Origin of the sequence: Mucilaginibacter sp. (assembly GCF_039207105.1) — a bacterium.
Taxonomy (GTDB): Bacteria; Bacteroidota; Bacteroidia; order Sphingobacteriales; family Sphingobacteriaceae; genus Mucilaginibacter.
Map to the genome: position 1 here is coordinate 710 of NZ_JBCECK010000121.1, position 15,304 is coordinate 16,013.

Below are 15,304 nucleotides of genomic sequence, written 5' to 3' on the forward strand. Positions count from 1 at the left end.
TTAGGTATGGTTGCCTCCTACCTGGGCATATCAAGAGAAACACTAAGCAGGATACGAAAAGAATATACCAAACATCATTGAATGAAAGAAAAGCCACCGGATTTCGCCGGCGGACTTTTCGATAGGGCTTAAAAATAACTTAGGCCAGGGGATGAGTACCGTATGCAGGACTTGCTAACTGTATTTTTTCGCCCAGTTCAAGCAAAGTAGCTTCGTTAAACCATCTTGCAGCCAACTGAATATTTATCGGAAGATTTTCTGAGCTTAAAGCAACTGGTACGGAAATGGCAGGTAATCCTGTTATGTTGAAAGGGGCTGTAGCAGTATTTACGTGCAAAGCAGAAACCGTTTGACCGTTTACAATATATTCCTGTTGCTGATGCCCTGTCGCAGTCATCGGGTTAACCGGTAATAACAGGATGTCGTATTTCTGGAAGTAATTTGCAAAGTGGCTTCTCAATTCTTCCAGTTTATTTTCTGCTTTCGCATATTCCTTTTCGCTGAGCAGTTTAACATCCATAGTGAATTTACCTATGAAGTGCAGCTCACTTTCACGGCCTTTGGTAAATTGTTCCATGTAAGGAACCAATTCCCCATAAATCACGGCAAAGTAAACACTTACCCAATCCATGCCTTCCATAAATGGCAAACTAACTTCTTCTACATCGCAGCCAAGGTCTTTTAATAGTGCAGCAGTGTTTTTAATTGCCGCCGTAATTTCAGGATCTACCGGAGCAAAAGCCGGTTCTGAGGCCCATCCAACATGTATTTTTTGTCCGGGTAAACGAAAGTTCGGGATTTGTGCATTGTTAGGAAAAATACTATAACCGTCAATACCATCCGCTCCGTTTATGACCGAGTAACCCAGGGCAAGATCTTTTACGGTGCGGGCCATAGCACCAATGTGCCACCACCTGCTTAATACCCTCGGGAAATGGCCGGTATAAGGCACACGACCATGTGTAGCTTTTAGCGCCGCGATACCTGTAAAAGCAGCCGGACCTCTAACCGAGATTGATAAATCACTTCCTAAACCGATGGGAGAGAGGCCAGCCGCGATAACCGCTGCTTCACCGCCACTTGAACCACCCGGGGTACGGTCAGGATTCCAGGGATTCAAACTCCTTCCGGTAAGCAGGTTTTCTGATTCCCAATGGGCGGAGAACTCAGGAATATTCGTCTTCATTAAAGGTATAGCGCCCGCGTTTTTCATACGGGTAACAACAGTAGCGTCTTTTTCAGGAATATTACCTTCAAATATCTTTGAGCCATATTGCGTAGGCACACCGGCTGTATCAATAGCATCCTTGATAGAAAAAGGAACGCCGTGTAAAGGGCCTAATTTTTCACCGGCTGCTACGGCCTTATCGGCAACAGCGGCGTCTTTCAGTGCTTGCTCGCCCATTAGGGTTACAATACCGTTTATTTTGGGATTGATTTCAGCTACGCGGTCAAGGTGTGCCTGAACAACCTCCACGGAGGTTATTTCCTTGTTACGGATCATATCAGCAAGCGTTGAAGCTTCCTGATAATAGATCGGGTCATTTTGATTTTTCATTGTTCGGATTAATTATTGCTCTATTTTGTCAGCGATCATACTTCAAATCGCCTGAACAAAATTGCGCATGACCAGGCACCTACAACGAAGTCAAATGACACAATTTGGAATTGACATTTGTCACAACTTTTGAAGTTACTATTTGATTTTAAGAAGGGTAGTACCTATACAAAAAAAGCAAATTGTGAATATTCACAACTTGCTTCAGAATTTCTTTGCTTAAAAGGTTTCAGTTGTTACAGTAAAACCGTCTGACCTGTCTTTACCGATTCATCGCATGCAAATGCGATTCTTAAACTATTTATGGCATCCTCCGTTGGCGCTGTCAGATCCAGATCCTCATGGATAGCCTTCAAAAAGAATCGCTGTTCACGATTACAAAGTTCCTGATGATCGGGCTCGTCTCTCAGGTCTATCCATTCATTGGGCTTTGTAAACTCATCATTTTCATTCAAATCAGCATAATGAACCTTTAAAGATTCTGTTTTGGTATGCGCGTCGATTTCATCAGATTTCCCTGCGCCGCCGGCCTCTTTAGCTACTATTGATACTGAACCTTTAGGCCCAATTACATCCTTGATAAAAAAGGCGGTCTCGCTCATCATGGGTCCCCAGCCTGCTTCATACCATCCGACTGAACCATTTTCAAACCTGATCTGCAGCTGGCCGTAATTATAATTCCAATCGGGTATATCATCGGTTAAGCGTGCACCTATCGCGTTTACCTGTATAGGTTTAGATCGGGTCATCTGGCACATCACATCAATATAATGTACCGCGCAATCAACAATAGGGCTCAGGCTCTTCATTAAATTACGATGAACCGTCCACTTAGGGCCGTGGCTTTGCTGATTAAGGTTCATGCGCATGATCAATGGGTTACCCATTTTCCGGGAAATTTCGATAAAACGCTCCCATGATGGATGATAACGCAAAATATAACCTACCACTAATTTTTTTCCTGATCTTTTTGCTGCTTCGGCCACCCGTACAGCACCTTCAACAGAGTCGGCCAGTGGCTTTTCTATAAACACATGGCAGCCACTTTCCAATGCCTTTATTGCATATTGCTCATGCGTATCAGGATAAGTAGAGATGCACACGGCATCAGGTTTGGTAGCAGTAAGCGCATGCTCAAAATCACTAAATAGGGGGTACCCACCTCCCAGTTCATCATTTAAAACATGTTTACTATTGCCTGTTGAAACAAGGCCACAAATTTCAAAGCCTTGTAAGTTATGATAGGCTTTGGCATGAGATTTTCCCATATTACCGCAACCTACTACCAATACGCGGAGATTTTTATTTTCTAAAGACATAGGTTAAATTATATAATAAGATATCAACCTGTAAAAAGGTTGATTCATATTATCAAAGTTAATAACCTATGGTATATGATGTATGTTTTAAGTCAGTTTAATTCACTGTCTGCGTATTCAATTTTATCGGGTACATCCATATGGCAAGAACTGTTATGCAGCTATAGGCAATTGAGTATTCTAACATTTGCTGCCCGCCATCAATAATATACAGCGATGTTGTAATAAGCATAATTCCTGCCAACGAGAGCATTGTTTTCTTTATGCCATTACTGGTTGAGCTCTTACTTATAAAGTATACAATCAATACAGATATAATTAAAACTGGAAAGCTAAATAAAAAAGGATAAAATAAACTATAGCTGAAATGATGAGAATATTGTGGCTCCATAATCAGTTGGAGCAGATAATAGGCGAATGGCCCAAGCAGTAGGCTTGTGATCCAAATGCTAAAACTGTACGTTATTGGTTTCAATGCTTTAATTTATAATAAGATGATTGCAAAGCTCGTAGTTTACCGGCCGTTATTCGATACCAGGATCAATCATTTAATCAATCTTGATTGATTTTACAGGGTTCATAGCAGCTGCTCTAAACGATTGAAAACTAATTGTAAACAGCGCTATAATGATAGTAGATATGCCCGCCAGCGCAAATACCCACCATTGCATTTCTGTACGATAAGCATAACTTTGTAACCAATTATGAAGCGCATACCAGGCTGGCGGAATACCAATCATTATGGCAATTAATACTGGCCGGATAAAGTCTTTAGCTAAAAGCCGTACTACACTGAAATTACTTGCACCTAATACCTTTCGAATGCCTATCTCTTTTACTTTTGTATGGATGGTAAAAGTAGTTAAGCCAAATAATCCAAGACAAGAAATAAGGATAGCAACGACTGAAAATAAGTTAAATATAGTTCCTGTGCGTTGTTCAGTTTGATACAAACTATTAAAGTTATCATCCAAAAAACTATACTCATAGGGGAAACCAGCATTGTACTGTTTCCATAATCTGCCTACTGCGGATATAGCCTTTTCGGCTTCGTTTCCGGTTGTCTTAACATATAGCTGATTGTTTTGTGGTCTGTAGGAAAAAATAGCCGGTTTAATTTTTTGTTTTAAAGAGGCAAAATGAAAATCTTTTACAACGCCAATAATAGTTCCTTCCTGATTTCCTAATTTAAACCGTTTGCCTAAAGGGTTGGTAATGCCCGACTCGTTTACTGCTGTTTCATTTAATATAAAATGAGCCGAATCAGAAGCCATCCCGGTAAAACCATGCCCTGTAGCCAGTTTTATTTTGAAAACAGATAGAAAGTCTTTATCTACCTCGACGGGATATACGAAAAACGTTTGCTCCGGATCCTTTCCATCCCAGTCTGTTTTGGTGGTATTTGTACTAAGGTTTGTGATATCATCACCAGCATATGCTACTCCTGACACTCCTTGCTGCTTTAAAATTTCCGTCTTTATCGCATCGGCATGCGGCTGCATTCCCCTCATTTGCAAGGTAAACACTTGTTCTCTGTCATATCCTAATTCTTTTTTATGGATATATGATAACTGCTTGTTAATAATAAAGGTACCGGCAATTATCGCTACCGAAAAAACAAATTGCATAGTTACCAATACTTTACGAAGAAACACCGAACTAATATTCGCCGTTACCTTGCCTTTTAGTGCGTTTATAGGCTGTATTGATGCCAATAACCATGACGGGTAAATGCTTGATAAAAGTAAGGCAAACAATATAGTTCCGCCTATTAAAACCCATACCTGCCACGTTAAGATATGGGAGGTAATATTGGTGCCCGAAATATTGTTAAACACAGGTAACAGCAATTTGCATGATACTAAAGCTAAAGCAGATGCAAAGAAAAACAGCACCATAGTTTCTACAAAAAACTGTATAAATAACTGCACCTTTTGAGCCCCAATTATTTTTCTGACACTTATTTCTTTAGCCTTTATGATAGATTGCGCTGTAGAAAGATTTACATAATTTATACATGCAATCATCAGGATTAGTAACCCTACAATAATAAATACTCTGACGGTTTGTATCAGCCCGTCGCTACCATCTGTTTTATATAAATGAACTTTTGTCAGTGCCTGCAAACTATAAGGATGTTTAATGCCGATATCTTTAAAATGATTGATTAGTACCAATCCAAGTTTATCCAGTATACCACTTAATGAAGCACCGGGCCTAAGTTGCAGAAAGGTATCATATGTAAAATTTCTCCAATCTGTATTGATTGATTTACCATCATTATTTTGGCTGTATAACCGGGCATACAGATCCATTGGAAATATCATATCATATTTTATGCTGGAGTTTGAGCCAAAGTCAGCTATCACACCACTAACAGTTAAATTTTGTTGATTTTCGGCTACTAAAACCTTACCTACCGGATTCTGGTCTCCAAAATATCGCTTTGCTACCGATTTAGTAATAATCACGTTATCTGTCGCATTAAAAGGCATTTTTACAGAGCCTTTTAAAAGTTTAAAATCAAAAACTGTAAAAAAAGACGGATCTACAAAAGCGGTATTTTTTTCTATAAATTGCTTATCGGCATATTTAAATAAAGAAAAATTATGATTGCTTTTGATACGTACTGAGTTCACCACTTCCGGAATATCACTTTTAGCGTAAACTGCAAGAGGGGCATTAGAATTTGGCCAAATCTGCTGACTGCTACCCTTGCCAATATTAGCAAGTACCTTATAAATATTAGGCGAATTGCGATGGAACGAATCATAACTTAACTCGTTTTGCACCCAAATAAAAATAAGCAAACCTACAGTCATCCCCGCTGTAAGGCCAACAATATTAATCGCGGTATAAAACCGATTTTTAACAAGGCTTCTAAATGCAGTTTTAAAGTAAATTTTGATCATAACACAACATTTTTATATCGTTTTCAATAATAATGCCAACGTAATAGTCAATGCTTTTGAACTCTGTGGATGATTTTATCTTAGGAAATGGTGTGCGGAAACGAACAGTGATCGTTCGTTTTTAGTCTTTGCCATATTTAATCTTTTAGATGAAAAGGCTGTGATACTTGAAGCAGAATTAATGGAAGCAAAAACAGCAAAGCCTTCCTGAAATCTCAGGAAGGCTTTGTACTCAAACCCGTCGTCCACACGAACCAATTTGTAGATGACCTTAAACGTTTTGTCGCTTTATTTGATGATTAAGGCTGATTGGAAATATCTAACCCGTTTTTGATTGAACCAGGCTACCCACCTAATCATTGGTTTGATCTAATTACAGATTAAGCGTTGAATTTATAATTGCAGAGTTAAAATCGTTGGCTTAATGGATATACCCTTATTGCAATAACTGTTATGCTGCTATAGGCAATAGCGTATTCTAATATCTGCTGTCCACTATCTATAAGATACAACGGTGTTGCAACAATCACAATTCCTGCAATGAGAGTGCCAGTTTTATTATTGTTTGACTGATTGAGAGGTTCCTTATTAAGTACACAAACAAAACAGATAAAATTAAACCTGGCAAGCTAAAAACAAAAGCATAAATTAAACTATATCGGAAATGGTGAGGATATTGCGGCTCAATAATGATTGACGCAGATAATAAGCGAAAGGTCCAAACAACAAGCTTGTGATCCATACGCTAAGGCTATATATTGCCGGTTTCATTTATATAATAAATGTTCAAATGATAGTTGCTAAGTTAATGTTTTTCCTAACATAGGAAGTTCCAAAATTTTTCCCATAAAAAAGTAGCCAATAAAAATGGCTACTTGCTTATAAATTGTACTCGAACCCGACATCCACGCGAACCAATTTTTAGATAATCTGAAACGATTGGCCACTCTGTTTGATGATTAAGGCCGATGAAATATCTACCCCGTTTTCAATTGACCGCTATTATATCCGCTTTTACCAGTAACACTGTCATTAGCTTCTAAAGTCTTAAAATTCTCGCTCGTTAAGCTCGCTATTTGGCAACTTTAGTTTACTCGTAAAACGGTTGAGGTTAAAGCTGAGGTTTATCAACAGCATATTCGTTTCGTAAATATAATTCGTGGTCGTATAAAAATCAGGACCTGAAGTCGTGATACGTTGTTTAGCGGCATTGAAGATACCGATGTTTTGCCAGAGCAAAGATACCGCCATCCGCCCGTTCATTAAGGTTTTTTTAACCGAGGCATTGGGAATAAAGTATTGCGAATCCTCACCCTGTGCGGTCGGGCGTTTCGACAAGTAATTAACATTGGCCTGAGCACTCCAGGTTTTGGCCAGTTGAAAAGTTGTGTTGGCGTTAAACGTGTAAGCCCAGCACTTGTTGTTTACTGTCACCGGCTGATTTAAGATAAGAATGTTGCCGCTGATATGGTAGTTATACGCATTGGCTCCTACATATAACGACCACCATTTGTAGAGCTGCAAACTGGTACCGGCTTCAACCCCAAACTGCCTGGCTGCCCCAGCGTTGGTATAAACACGATTCAGGATGGTATCCGCATAAACGCTGTTTAGCCGCTGGATAGGGTTCTGAATATGCTGATAATAAGCCGTTGCGGAAAAGTTACCCGCTTTAAAAGTATGTTTAATCCCCAGTTCAACCTGGTCGATAAATTCCGGCAGCAGATCCGGATCTCCCTGTTCCAGTGCTTCGGAATGTTCACGCTCTGGTATAGGGTTCAGTTCCAGGTTACTTGTCCGGTTGATCCGTCTGTTATAATCTGCTTTTAGCTTCCAATTGTTGGTCAGACTATATTGTATGAGCGCTGCGGGAAACAGGTTGGACAGGTTGAGCTGATGACGGTTCGGATCATAGGACAGATCAACCGCCCGTGTTGAGTATTCATAACGCAACCCACCATTATATTCCCAATTACCGCTTTTGCCGGAATACTGGCTATAAACCGAATTGATCACATTTTTGGCGTGCAGACTGCCCTGAAATCGATCTGCATCTGGCTGTGAAGTCGACGGGGTTACTAAATAACCAAATTGCCCCTCCTGCGTGTCATAACGCAATTGATAGCCGCTTTCCAGTTTACCGTTACCCAACGGTAGACTATGATCCAGCTTAAACCTGTAGCCGCTGATCGGCCGTTTGTAAGGATTGTAAACATATTGGATCGTATCGACTGTATTGGGATAACGCAGGTTGCGGTTCTGGGTATTTCCATACAAGTTTGCATGCTCATAAACAAAGCCCCCTACGAGTGTCGATTTATCATTGAACCTATGCGTATAATCGAAATTTGCCAACGCAAAACCCCCTTCCTTGATTTGTGTATTTGCGTTGTAATAAGTGGTGCTTTTGATTAACGCATCGTTGCCCAAACTGGATGTTGTATTGTGATAGATCAGATCGGCTACCCTGTCCTGGTAGCGCTGACCAATGAACAGACCGGCGGAAAAGCTGTTGGACGCATCCGCAGTAAAATTGATTGTCGTGCGTCCGGCATAATTATATCTCTTAAAGCTGCGTTCGCCGGTTGAAGGAAAACGGATGATCGTTCCGGCGGTAAAATCCTTGGTATAGACATCTCCCTCGCGGAAACCGGCATTATCATTCCGATTGTAATTGCCACCAACCGAAATATCCCATTTCTTCTTGCGGTAATTGATCGTAGCATCGCCGCCGAAGCGTTGAGGCATCCGCGAATTATTGTGATCATCTACGCTTGGCAAGCCCCCTTGGCCATTGAGTGCAAGGGTCACCCCATCGATAGTGCCTTTCTTCGTAATGATATTCAGGATACCGCCGCGGCCATCCGGATCATATTTTGCTGATGGCGATGTTACTACCTCGACATTTTCTATGGCGTTAGCCGGTATTTGTGATAATACCGTTTGCGCATCGGTGATCACTGGTTTACCATTGACCAGCACCATAAAGCTTTCCGAACCGCGCATACTGATGTTGCCCTCGCCATTAACCGATACCGTGGGCAGGTTTCTGATCACGTCAACAGCCGAACCGCCTTTAGAAGCTTCAAATTGTCCGGCTTTGTAAATCTGTTTGTCTATTTTGTTAACCTCGCCTGCCTGTTGTCCCTTCACGCTTACCTCGCTAAGCGCATTCCTCGCCGGCTGTAGCATAATATCCCCCAAATCCTTGCGCTGACCATCACTTAGCGGTAAATCAGCCTTTATGAAATTCCTGTAGCCGATAAAAGCGATCTTCAAACGGTAATGCCCGGCAGAAATTTTATTCAGCTCAAAGTTGCCGTTGCTTTTACTGATTGTTCCGGCAACCAGGCTCGAGTCACCGGATTTAAAGATAGCAACACTGGCATATTCAATCGGATGGTGTGTCTGTGCATCGATGATGCGGCCTTTAATGGCGACAGTTTGCGCTGTTCCAATCCAATAACTAAAAAGCAATAAGGCTAAAGAAAGGATCTTTTTCATGTTCCAGCGGTGAAGCTATCAATTCCATTTTAAGCCAGTGTTAACTTCGTAAACCTTTCAAACGGATTTCAACAGAAATGACAAAGCCCTCTTTTAGTTATCAAGAGCTTTGCTGGATCTAAATCAAACCGTAATTTATTTTATAAAAAAGAAATTAATTTTTTTTATTTTACATACCATATTTGATATTTAGTACTCAAGCCCGATGCCGCCACGAACCAATTCTAGATGATCTTAAAAGGCTATGTGGATATTCCCGAGGTGTTGACCAATGTATTGCGGAAAAAGAGTTCAGAGCATTCTGCTGCACTTGGCCAAGCTATCTTCTTGAATTATATAGCCAAATTTAAATTCCATTAACACAGTCCACTGTTCTAATAAGCACGGAAAAGCATGATCAAGCATGTCGGAATGCAATAATCGGACAATCCATAAAATCAGGGACTATCAATGTCTGAATATTTTTTGATGCCCTGGTTAACTTTGGTTATTTTATAATATAATGTCTGCAAACACCGGCAATATCGATTAAATTTACTTCTATACCGTATGGCTGATGCTTTATCTGGCTGAGGCGTATCCCGTATTTCTCCATAAGGTGCCTGGCGATTACCATTCGACGGAACTCCGCAGCGCTGGTCACCCGTACCGAAATCATGAAATTTTGCGCGAAAGACGGTACATCATAGTGCTGCAGGATAAACCGGCACCCATCACGTTCAAAACCGGCGAGACCACCTTCGTCGAAAATAAGCGTAAATCCAGTTCCTGCATCAGGAGTTTGGATTTTTCATATCGGGACCCGAGGGTACAAAGGGCCGTAAAGAAAGATATTTCATGTCGTGTCTTGATTATTTAATATAAAACTCCTGGACACGAGCCGCCGCAGACATTAGTCGCCGGTTGCTCATGATGTTCAGCCCGAAGTAGAAAGAAGATTAATGCACACAACTTTACAGGTAATCAGCATATGCTATCGTCGGGAGCCACAATACAGAAATTAATTGACGTGCATTATTCATATATACAACCCAGAATTAGAACAGCTTTCTTTTGGGGATTAGAATAAGCAAAAAAATTAAAATATAATACTTTTTAATATCGGATGGTAATACCCTCAATAAACATACATATAAACCGATGTTAACATCAAAAAATGAGTCCTTTGATTCCGTGACCGATGACATTTATTCCCTGTCAGAAAAAAAATGTTGATTAAAATGTAAATTTTCTTTTTGTTGTCGTAACGCATTGATCGTGCCACCATCTAACAGCCGATCCGTCATTTTGAACCAGAAAACCAGTTTAAACCTGAAATTCGCAATAGGTCTAAAATTTGTATTTTTTTTAATAAATGCGCCTATTAAATGCTATTATTTCATTTTTGTCGTTATTTAATTAACTTCAATTAAATGTTTATTGATTTTTTAACAACCCCTAACTTATTTTTTTATGAAATTTTACAAAAAAATAATCCTGTTAAGTGCGTTATTATTGGTATTTTTTTCGTGCAAAAAAGACAATGAAATCAAGCCTGTTGACAGCCCCCCGGTCGTCGAGACGATGGATGCTACCGCGACAACAAGCTTGGTAGCGTCCACCTCGCTAATTTCCAATCTAAAATCAGGTACCTCCCGAACGTATACCCAAACAACTATCGCCACCAACATCACCTATTACACGGACAGAACGTACAAGATCACCTCCGTTCCCTCCGCACTATCCGGCGCTACACTTATCAAAACAGCCTGTGATGATAAAGCCAACACTTCAACTAACTTAACCTTCACCCTTTCCTCCGCTGCCACCATTTATATAGCTTACGATCCCCGCGCGGATGCTTTACCGTCCTGGTTAAGCACCTGGACGAAGACCAGTTACAAAATTGGTGTTACTGATGCGCAGATATCGTCAATGAATGTATACAGCAAAAGCTATGCTGCCGGCACCGTAACGTTAGGAGCCAATATGGCCTCTCCCTCAAAAGATGTCCACTGTCAATATATTGTCGCAGTGAAAGCGGGAACTTCATCCACCTCAGGAGAAACCGCGGCTACCTCCAGTTTAATGCTTGGTCTCAACCTGCATTCTATGGGCAATACAGCATATTCACCGGTAAGCATGTCCACTCAAATGAATATCATGAAAAAGCTGGGAATGAAGGTCATGCGTCAAAATTTTAATGTCAATAGTGACGGTTCCATATCGGGTACAACAACATTAAGCCAGCTGATGAGCGCAGCCAGTACCAGCGGTATAACAACCCTGGCCATGATCAATATCACCACGTTGAACTACAGCAGCTTGGAGAGTACGAATTATGCTGCCGGTAAGTTATTAGGCAGCAATGTAGCCGCTAAGAATTCAAGTCGATTTACTTACTATGAACTGGGTAACGAATTGGATAATAAGGCAATCGTGAGCGGTAACGGTGATGTTGCCTCAGATTATAACGCGCAGAAATTAAAAGCATCGGCTGCATTTTTAAAGGGTATGAATGATGGTATCAAGCTAAAACAACCCGGTGCCAAAACGATGATCAATGGTAGCTGGAAGCACTTCTACTTTTTACAATATATGCAATCCTATGGCGTGAAATTTGATATCGTCGCCTGGCACTGGTATTCAGATATGGAAAATGCAATTGCATCTTCCTCTTCACCGGATATAACCCAGAAACTTTCCAGTTTGTTTACCAAACCCATATGGTTTACAGAAATAGGGCAACGTTGGACAAATGTCAGCAATATTGATCAAATTCAAAGTGATTTTGTCAATGCGTTCATTAAAAGAATGAAGGCAAACACGGAGGTCAAAGCGGGAATATTTTACGAGATGTTTGATGAACCGTTCCGGACGGGGGCAGAAGGTCATTATGGATTTATCAAGTGGTCGGTGCCCTATACGACCTGGACCTATAAAACTGTCGCTAAAAGCCTCTTTGTTTACTGAGAAGCCGGGTATTCCAGCATAGTCCTGCGTCACGTTAATCTCCACCAATATTAAGTTCGGAGCCTGGTCTGAATAACCGGCATCAATCTGCCGATTATTCAGATCAGGTTAGTTAAAGTGTTCAAACAAATTGCGCTTCAATCGAGATTTTGTGTACAGGGTCCTCAACTACAACTATTAAACGGAAGCCATGATGAGATAGAAAAGTACTATTACAACGGATTCAAAAGATGAGTAAACGTGGTCATAGACCGGGGGGTGATACTCCAGTCGGGAGCCTTAATTTCGCCCCATGCTTTGGGATTGTCATATAAATTAAAATAACAAATGCCGAAAATGTGAGGATTGCTATTTATGGTTTTGGCGGCATCGGCAAGCCATTTATTTTGAAACTTCTCCGGTCCTTTTACACCGAACTCGGTTATAAATACGGGCTTTTCCAGAAACCTCATCCGAAAATATTTTCTTTTGAATATGGTACTGAAAGATTCCTGCTTCTCTGGATCGGTAATGTTTTTATCAGGCAACCCATAAATAGCAATGCTTATCAAATCCACTACATCGCTTCCCGGCCAAAAATCTACAGAGCCCCTGTCACCGGCAGGCCCCCAAACCTTCCTGACGTTTTTTCCCGGCCCTCCGCCCAACTGCATAAGATAGCGGTATGCATTGATGTACGTAACGGGGTCCTGACTTTGCCAGGCATACCGATGGATCGGAATTTCCATCTCGTGCATCCATCTTAAATAAACCGTAGTTTTTGTAGCAGAAATTACGCTAAATAACTTTTTGATCGGCTGATCATAACCGCCTTTCAATATACTTTCCAAAACAGCATTGTCCGGTATCTTGCTGGTATCCCGCCACGGCTCCATTGTTACAATAACCTCATGATGGCGGTTAATAACTTCCAAAAACTTTTTCTCAAAATCACCCCGCTCAACCTCGCCCCAATCTGTAAAAAGATGCTCTACACTGATGCTTTGTTGATTGATCAGTTGTTTATTGGGGTCGAAAACGCCGATCTTCAAAGTCGTTCTGACCGGCTTGTTCTGAGCACTGTCTACATAATTATTTTTACTGTAGATGGTACTGCGATATTGGTTCAGGTCAGCTTTCACCGCATCCAATGAACTATCCTTCAGGCGCGTTTTGGCAGCATTACCGCTCATGATCAATATAGGTTTATCAATAAATCTTAAGCGATGAAGCTTATGTTTTAACATATCAGCAACTGAACTATCCTGCGGATAGAAGTGGGCGGAAAGCTCTGACGGGCTTCCGAGTGTTATGCTTGCGTAGTCAACGCTGTTGTTTCCCGGCCAATATTCGGTGTCGCCGGGATAACCTGAAGGCCCCCAGATGATTTTTGCGCCGGGGGCAAGGGCCCTTATTTTTTTTGAAAAATAATGAAAAGAGTTAATGTAGTCTTCAGGCGATTTAAATTGCCAGGGATATACATCAGTTGGCACTTCCATATCCGGGTTCCATCGAATAAATACCTGGTGACGGCTTCCGGCAACCAATAACCCCAATTCCTGAATCTGTTTATCAAAGCGGCCTTTTGTAACTTCCTTTAAAACATTGTTTTTGTAATCCGTTCCCTTAAGCCAGGTTTCTACATTGATGAATACATCCTGATTATTTAATGCCGTTTCTAAATTGCCCAGCGATGAGCATACTGCTGTACTTTTAAACACTGCTGCATAGCAAATAATTGGCCTGGAAGGAAGACCTGTGTGTAAATGGTCACGATCAAAGATACCCAAAACCTGCTCATTGGTCTGATCATAGTTATTGGTTAAATAACCCCTCCAGAACAAGCGGATACCATAAATAGACAGGAGGCACAACAGACCGGCTAGCAAATAAATTTTTAAGGAGTTTCTTTTCAATTTCAATTAATTTTGAAGAGGCGTATTTAGTGTCGTATAATCTTCGGTTTCATTATTGCCTTTTACGGCTACCAGATATACCCTGTACCGGTCGTTGTTTGATGGAACAGTGATATATACATTTGGCCCGCTCCCTAATGTTTTCATGACAATAGCATTGCCCCAACCGTCTGTTTTAACCAGGTACCACTCAAATTTCAATTCGTTGTTTGAATCGGTTGCGATATTCCATTTGTTGGATGAATATACCAAGGCGTGATAAGGCAGATTAGCGCCAGGCGTGGTCGTTAAAGCAGGCTTCAGTATTTTTACAGGTGGTAGATTATGGGCAGCGATTGAACCATGCCATCCTTTGCTAATTTGAAAAAGGTAAGGCTTGTTTCGTCCCCATATGTCTTTTAACCCATCAAGTGTGATGGCAGCGCCACTTTGCTGGTCCTGCCAGTTGGCATAAAAAATCCCACCAGAAGGTTGTATCGTTTCAAGCGCATGAGGATCGGAACTGCTGAAAAAATAAGGGGCATTAAAATCTGTTTTGACGAATCTTAATGCTTGCTTAGTATGGATGATCAGACCAAACGCATCAATTTCAGGTATTTGTTGATGTAATAAACTCATGGTTGTACCAAGTGTAGGCGAAGATAACAGGTCAATTGTCAACGGCCTTGATGGGTCAGCAAGTTTTATTTCTTTGACAAGGGACTTTAGAAAATTTATATACTGTTGCTGGGCTTGCTGTAATGAAGGGCCGTGGTAAAATTGAGCTAGTTGCTGATAACTATTGTTACCTAAGTTCCATGCGCTGATATTATGGTTTAATTTGTTTTTATTGATCGTTTTAATAATAATCCTGGATTGCTCCTGCAAATAACTGATGTCGTTCAGGACATCTGGAGGGCCAGGCATCCAAAAGCTGTAGTGAATTTTTAAATTGTTTTGATCCGCGGCATCCAATATCGAATGATCATAAATATTGGGGCCGTATATTTTTATGGTATTTATGCCCGCTTTTCGTATTGCGTCAAAATCGTCAATGATACTTTTATTTGTAAGCGGTGTTATGTTTTTATACCAATAACTCCCTTTAGAATAGATGACACCCTTAACCGATCGGAAAAAGGAAGGATGTTCTAACGCCAGCTTTTGCTCCTTCGTATCCTGTTC

The 15,304-nt window shown here is 40.8% G+C and carries 7 protein-coding genes; 1 reads left to right on the forward strand and 6 read right to left on the reverse strand.

Going from position 1 to position 15,304, the window contains the following annotated elements:
• Positions 1-139: 139 nt before the first annotated feature.
• From AAGC65_RS19445 to AAGC65_RS19460, 4 genes are all read right to left on the reverse strand, one after another.
• A complete protein-coding gene (locus AAGC65_RS19445) occupies positions 140-1,558 on the reverse strand; it encodes an amidase (RefSeq protein ID WP_343114126.1) in 1,419 nt (472 codons plus the stop codon).
• A gap of 236 nt (positions 1,559-1,794) precedes the next feature.
• Positions 1,795-2,877, reverse strand: coding sequence for a Gfo/Idh/MocA family oxidoreductase (locus tag AAGC65_RS19450; protein WP_343114127.1), 1,083 nt, complete (start codon positions 2,875-2,877; stop codon positions 1,795-1,797).
• A 548-nt stretch (positions 2,878-3,425) separates the two neighbouring features.
• Positions 3,426-5,789: an ABC transporter permease gene (locus AAGC65_RS19455; protein ID WP_343114128.1), complete on the reverse strand. Its 2,364-nt coding sequence runs from the start codon at positions 5,787-5,789 to the stop codon at positions 3,426-3,428.
• Between the two features lie 1,047 nt (positions 5,790-6,836).
• A complete protein-coding gene (locus AAGC65_RS19460; protein WP_343114129.1) occupies positions 6,837-9,293 on the reverse strand; it encodes a TonB-dependent receptor domain-containing protein in 2,457 nt (818 codons plus the stop codon).
• Between the two features lie 1,563 nt (positions 9,294-10,856).
• Here AAGC65_RS19460 and AAGC65_RS19465 point away from each other — a divergent pair.
• Positions 10,857-12,245, forward strand: a complete 1,389-nt coding sequence (locus tag AAGC65_RS19465) for a glycosyl hydrolase (RefSeq protein ID WP_343114130.1) — start codon at positions 10,857-10,859, stop codon at positions 12,243-12,245.
• A 212-nt stretch (positions 12,246-12,457) separates the two neighbouring features.
• Here the strand turns inward: AAGC65_RS19465 and AAGC65_RS19470 are convergent, their stop codons facing one another.
• Together AAGC65_RS19470 and AAGC65_RS19475 are read right to left on the reverse strand one after the other, a co-directional pair.
• Entirely contained in the window at positions 12,458-14,140 is a 1,683-nt protein-coding gene (locus AAGC65_RS19470) for a hypothetical protein (RefSeq protein WP_343114131.1), read from the reverse strand.
• A 6-nt stretch (positions 14,141-14,146) separates the two neighbouring features.
• A partial coding sequence (locus tag AAGC65_RS19475; RefSeq protein WP_343114132.1) for a hypothetical protein occupies positions 14,147-15,304 on the reverse strand: 1,158 nt, incomplete at its 5' end.

Coding starts and splice junctions, on each gene's coding strand:
- AAGC65_RS19465 (WP_343114130.1), top strand. CDS start 10,857: ATGGATGCTACCGCGACAACAAGCTTGGTAGCGTCCACCTCGCTAATT.
- AAGC65_RS19455 (WP_343114128.1), bottom strand. CDS start 5,789: ATGATCAAAATTTACTTTAAAACTGCATTTAGAAGCCTTGTTAAAAAT.
- AAGC65_RS19460 (WP_343114129.1), bottom strand. CDS start 9,293: ATGAAAAAGATCCTTTCTTTAGCCTTATTGCTTTTTAGTTATTGGATT.
- AAGC65_RS19450 (WP_343114127.1), bottom strand. CDS start 2,877: ATGTCTTTAGAAAATAAAAATCTCCGCGTATTGGTAGTAGGTTGCGGT.
- AAGC65_RS19445 (WP_343114126.1), bottom strand. CDS start 1,558: ATGAAAAATCAAAATGACCCGATCTATTATCAGGAAGCTTCAACGCTT.